Origin of the sequence: Kistimonas scapharcae (assembly GCF_039540975.1) — a bacterium.
Taxonomy (GTDB): Bacteria; Pseudomonadota; Gammaproteobacteria; order Pseudomonadales; family Endozoicomonadaceae; genus Kistimonas; species Kistimonas scapharcae.
The window spans coordinates 1-3892 of record NZ_BAABFL010000027.1; the positions used below are offsets into that span (position 1 = coordinate 1).

The 3892-nt window shown below is 53.3% G+C and carries 8 protein-coding genes; 2 read left to right on the forward strand and 6 right to left on the reverse strand.

The window, feature by feature from the left end:
* Nucleotides 1-539, reverse strand: a 539-nt coding sequence (locus ABD892_RS02275) for a hypothetical protein (RefSeq protein WP_345193399.1), incomplete at its 3' end; no start/stop codon positions are given.
* A 160-nt stretch (nucleotides 540-699) separates the two neighbouring features.
* Between ABD892_RS02275 and ABD892_RS02280 the strand changes: the two genes are divergently transcribed.
* Nucleotides 700-1329, forward strand: coding sequence for a hypothetical protein (locus ABD892_RS02280; protein WP_345193401.1), 630 nt, complete (start codon nucleotides 700-702; stop codon nucleotides 1327-1329).
* Between the two features lie 36 nt (nucleotides 1330-1365).
* Here ABD892_RS02280 and ABD892_RS02285 read toward each other — a convergent pair whose 3' ends face one another.
* From ABD892_RS02285 to ABD892_RS02305, 5 genes are all read right to left on the reverse strand, one after another.
* Nucleotides 1366-1560 (reverse strand): hypothetical protein, encoded by a 195-nt coding sequence (locus ABD892_RS02285; protein WP_345193404.1) that lies wholly within the window; start codon nucleotides 1558-1560, stop codon nucleotides 1366-1368.
* 22 nt (nucleotides 1561-1582) lie between these two features.
* A complete protein-coding gene (locus ABD892_RS02290) occupies nucleotides 1583-1777 on the reverse strand; it encodes a hypothetical protein (RefSeq protein ID WP_345193406.1) in 195 nt (64 codons plus the stop codon).
* 30 nt (nucleotides 1778-1807) lie between these two features.
* Complete coding sequence (locus ABD892_RS02295; RefSeq protein ID WP_345193408.1) at nucleotides 1808-1996, reverse strand: hypothetical protein; 189 nt, start codon at nucleotides 1994-1996, stop codon at nucleotides 1808-1810.
* Between the two features lie 68 nt (nucleotides 1997-2064).
* On the reverse strand, nucleotides 2065-2373 hold the full coding sequence (locus ABD892_RS02300; protein WP_345193410.1) for a hypothetical protein: 309 nt from the start codon (nucleotides 2371-2373) through the stop codon (nucleotides 2065-2067).
* 179 nt (nucleotides 2374-2552) lie between these two features.
* Complete coding sequence (locus tag ABD892_RS02305) at nucleotides 2553-2837, reverse strand: DUF3144 domain-containing protein (protein ID WP_345193412.1); 285 nt, start codon at nucleotides 2835-2837, stop codon at nucleotides 2553-2555.
* Between the two features lie 271 nt (nucleotides 2838-3108).
* Between ABD892_RS02305 and ABD892_RS02310 the strand changes: the two genes are divergently transcribed.
* The gene (locus ABD892_RS02310) at nucleotides 3109-3549 is read left to right on the forward strand and encodes a regulatory protein RecX (RefSeq protein ID WP_345193414.1); all 441 of its coding nucleotides are present in this window, start codon (nucleotides 3109-3111) and stop codon (nucleotides 3547-3549) included.
* Nucleotides 3550-3892 lie beyond the last annotated feature (343 nt).

The window sequence follows — 3892 nt, forward strand, 5'->3', positions numbered from 1 at the left end:
ATGGCCCAGCTGGCGATCACTTCGTCTGCTTCTTCCCGGCTGAACTTGTCGATCAGGAACTCACGAAGACGGCGAAAAACAGACGCAATGGTGAGTGTGTCGTAGGGGGCGGAGAACTCCAGTACCCCTTCCTCCTGCTCGTTGAAGGAGACCGGCTTGAGTCCTTTGAGAGCGGGCGGCTGGGCTCCCAGAAACCCCACATGGCGTAGATAAAACACACCAGGCACCGGATTGCTCGGGCTGTCCGGCGTATAGAAACTGGCGCTGATTTTTTTGTAGCGACCCGCTTTGACCAGTTCCTCGAAATCTGCATCTATCTGGTGGGGTTCGGCTTCCAACCCCTGTTCGTCAAACCGGAGTTGGCTGACCCAGCCATAGGCAGGACTGTTGTCTTTGGGATGGCCAACGACAATGGGCGCTTCATGAAGGGTGGGATTGTAGGCATCGGCTGACGCCTTGATGGCATCTTCGCTTAACCCGGTCGTGATGCCTGTTGAATCGGTATGGGTACCACTGCGGAAGATATGGATGGGTTTCATAAGGTTTCCTCAGGCATAGAAACATTAAACGCCGCATCGGTTTCGCTTTTGGTACAGGTTTTTTCCGGTAATTGTTTCGTTCAGACGGGATTCAGCAGTGGAAAGGTAGGATGGAAGGGCAGTAATAAAGATGTTTCACAGGGTACTGGAGGTATTCCTTATGCTTGTTGTCTCACTACAGAAACTGCTGGATATCACCCGAAAAAACCGCGATGCCAAACTGCAGTCGGTGCTGGCCATGATCATCCTGAGTGCATCCGGCTCTACAGCCAAAATCAGCGCCATTGCAAAGTCCATGAGGATAACGGACGATCGGGCACGACGCGTTCTGAATATCGGCTACACCAAGTTCGATGACGAAGGGAATGTGTCTATACGGCATCCCGGGCGACGGTTCTATACCGATATCGTTTACGACTGCGATGCTTGCAGCCTGTCGTCAGCTGTGGATATTCTGGCCGTAGAACCGTCCGTGTTGACAGAGGATCCGCTGGTCACCGCCATCGGGAAAACCTCGGCCCTGTTCAATCTCAACATGCTGGAAGTGGCCACCCTGCTGGCGTTATATCTCGTTAATACCCAGAAAATGCTGGCAATGAAGGTCACCTGTGACCTGGCGACGGTGAGCCGACATGTCGGTCGTGATGTCCAGGACGTGGATCAGGCCATGAAGGTGCTGGTTAACGAGTATGGCTTTGCGTCTCGAAAGTCAGAAGAGTATTTCCTGACAAACGAGGGCAGGGATTTCTTTAAAGCTATTTTCATCTACGACGATAAGGGTAAGTGGTAATCACTTGCTCCAGGGGCTTCTCGTGAGTCCCTTTTTTTATTGCCCGGGTCGGTGATCGTTCAGGTATTCCCGCATAACCCGACTCATCACCATTTTCTGCAGCTGTCGGGCGTATTGTTCGATAAACTCCAGCAAGAGTGTGTGGCCTTCGGCGAATGCCCAGATGGCGTCCAGCCGACGTTCCGCTTCCCGCTCGACCTGTTCATACTCACTTTCTGTTAATGGTCGCATGCTGACCTCCCTGTCATGGCACTCAACCCCGGTTTTCAACGATATCGTTGACCTCCCGCAGCGCCATGGTGATGCGTTTCATGTCGCCCACAATGGGGGCATTGATATCGTCCGGATCATGGCCGAAGTGATTGTCCCGATGCTGGCGGAGCCGGTTAAGCTCCGCATCAAACCGCTCCAGCTGCTGGATGAACTCGTGGGTCCAGATGATTTTCATTGCGCCTCCCTGTGATGGTGTTTGTTGCGGCTAGCGGTTGGCCAGCAGTGTCTTGATGATCCGGATTTCATGGTCGATCATCTTCATGGCCTGCTCATAGTCCGGCTCTGACCGCCGCTGAAGCTGCAACAGGAAACGGTCGATGTTGTCGACCAGCAGCTCAACGGCGTTGAGGCAGTCCTCGTGCTGGTTGAGTTTGCGTAAGGTGATCGGATCCATAGCCTGTACCTCGGTATAATGCGGCCAAATTATCGCTATTATGTCAGCGTCGTGTGATGATCTGTATCCTACAGATGACGCGGGACTTCCTTTTTCATTACGTAGAAGTTAATCACGAGATCGTCCGTGAGTTTGTCCTTACCTTTGCCGGTGACTACCTGCACATTAAAGTCGCCCTTGTCGTGCGTCATTGTCTGCAGAGACTGGTCGGTAATGACATGCTGGCTGCCATCCATCAGGTCCAGCGTCAGCTCAAAGCCCCCAATGCACGAGGCGCTTCCCTTGCTGACCTGTATGCCGTTAACCCGCATCTCGGCGGTTTTGCTGACAAGCATCTTAAAGGCATCGACGATTTTTTCCTGCTGTGTTTTTGCCATGTGGAACTCCTCCCTGTGTGGCCAGAATGCCGGGAATACGTGGGCTGCAGGGCAGTGGGTACGCTATTCCCGCCGGTCATCACACATTAGACGGTGTGTCGCGACAGGCAAGTCGAAAACCACAGCCTGACAGCAGGGGTATCTGGATTGATAGCCTGCTGTATCGGATGGGGGATAAGTCAAGGCTGGCGCTGTTCCCCTGGGGGATGGTTTTCGTAAAAATCCAGCCTGGCCCGAAGCACCTGATGGTACTGTTCGGTCAGGCTGGCGATGGCCTCATCCTGTTCGGTACAGAGCGGCTCGTCGTTCGAGGCGACCATGTGGGCGTTGAAATGGGCAGCAGCCGTCAGAATAGCTTTGCTCAGGGTTGATAGGGCGATTTCACTGGTGTCAGCGTAGCGGTAGGTGATGGCGAGCAGGTGGTTTACGATAGCGAAGAATTCCTCATCAGTCAGCGGCTTCATGATCACTCCTCCCTGTAGGAATAGCTTGAGAGATGCCTGCTGCAGCCTTTTTTGCCGATCGAATGTCGGCTGATGTTGACCATTTAAAAAGCTGCGACTGCAGCAGGCATCATCAATGTTATCCATTATGGAAGGCGCGTTTACTGTCATTGCAGGTAGAGCGGCTAACTAACTGAACACTCATGATATGACGTTTAAAAAACAGACGGTTGTTATAACCCAATATCTGCTAAGTTAGCCTTCCCCACACGATTCCGGAGTTGCACATTCCATGAAACAGGTCACCGCTGAAATGCTGCGACAGTCGGCCATCAGCCTTCTTGCCCAGCGAGAGTACACCCGTAAAACCCTCGACAGGAAACTGCAGCTGGTCAGTGATGATGAGCAGCTGGTCAGCGCGGTACTGGATCAGCTTGAGGAAGAACGCTTGCTGAGCAATGACCGGTTTGTCGAAAACTTTATCCGCAGCAGGATTAGCCGTGGGCATGGGCCGGTCAGGATCAGTCAGGAATTAAGACAGAAGGGCGTGGACTCGGAAACTGTCAGTCTGGCGCTGGAGGAGGCGGAGGTGGACTGGTTTGAACGGGCAGAGGCGGTTCGGCTACGTAAATTTGGTGACGGACAGCCGGCGGATGCCAGGGAAAAAGCCAAACAGATGCGTTTTCTTCAGTACCGGGGATTTCCTGCAGGGATTGTTTCGGAGTTGTTTTGACAGAGGGGGTTGGATGTTCAGCCGGCCAAAACAAAACCCGCCGATAAGGGCGGGTTTGACTGCTGACCGTAACGCCGGTCGGCGACGCGATCACCCGTCGGTACGAGCTTAAAGGTGTGATCAGGCTCGCGTTGCGGGTGTTTTTCATGATCAGCCCACCGCCCGCCGGGACTGTCCACCTGTTTGCAGTTTCCAGATGGCCCACGTTTCATTTTTTAGTTAAGCGAGTCTGGCAGGTTTTATCAACGTCTGCCCAGCAACCAGAGCCGGAATCTCGAAACGATAAACCACCCCAGGAAAAGGAATGACAGCCCGGCGGGATAGTTGGTCGTGCTTTCATTCA

Coding starts and splice junctions, on each gene's coding strand:
- ABD892_RS02280 (WP_345193401.1), top strand. CDS start 700: ATGCTTGTTGTCTCACTACAGAAACTGCTGGATATCACCCGAAAAAAC.
- ABD892_RS02285 (WP_345193404.1), bottom strand. CDS start 1,560: ATGCGACCATTAACAGAAAGTGAGTATGAACAGGTCGAGCGGGAAGCG.
- ABD892_RS02290 (WP_345193406.1), bottom strand. CDS start 1,777: ATGAAAATCATCTGGACCCACGAGTTCATCCAGCAGCTGGAGCGGTTT.
- ABD892_RS02295 (WP_345193408.1), bottom strand. CDS start 1,996: ATGGATCCGATCACCTTACGCAAACTCAACCAGCACGAGGACTGCCTC.
- ABD892_RS02300 (WP_345193410.1), bottom strand. CDS start 2,373: ATGGCAAAAACACAGCAGGAAAAAATCGTCGATGCCTTTAAGATGCTT.
- ABD892_RS02305 (WP_345193412.1), bottom strand. CDS start 2,837: ATGAAGCCGCTGACTGATGAGGAATTCTTCGCTATCGTAAACCACCTG.
- ABD892_RS02310 (WP_345193414.1), top strand. CDS start 3,109: ATGAAACAGGTCACCGCTGAAATGCTGCGACAGTCGGCCATCAGCCTT.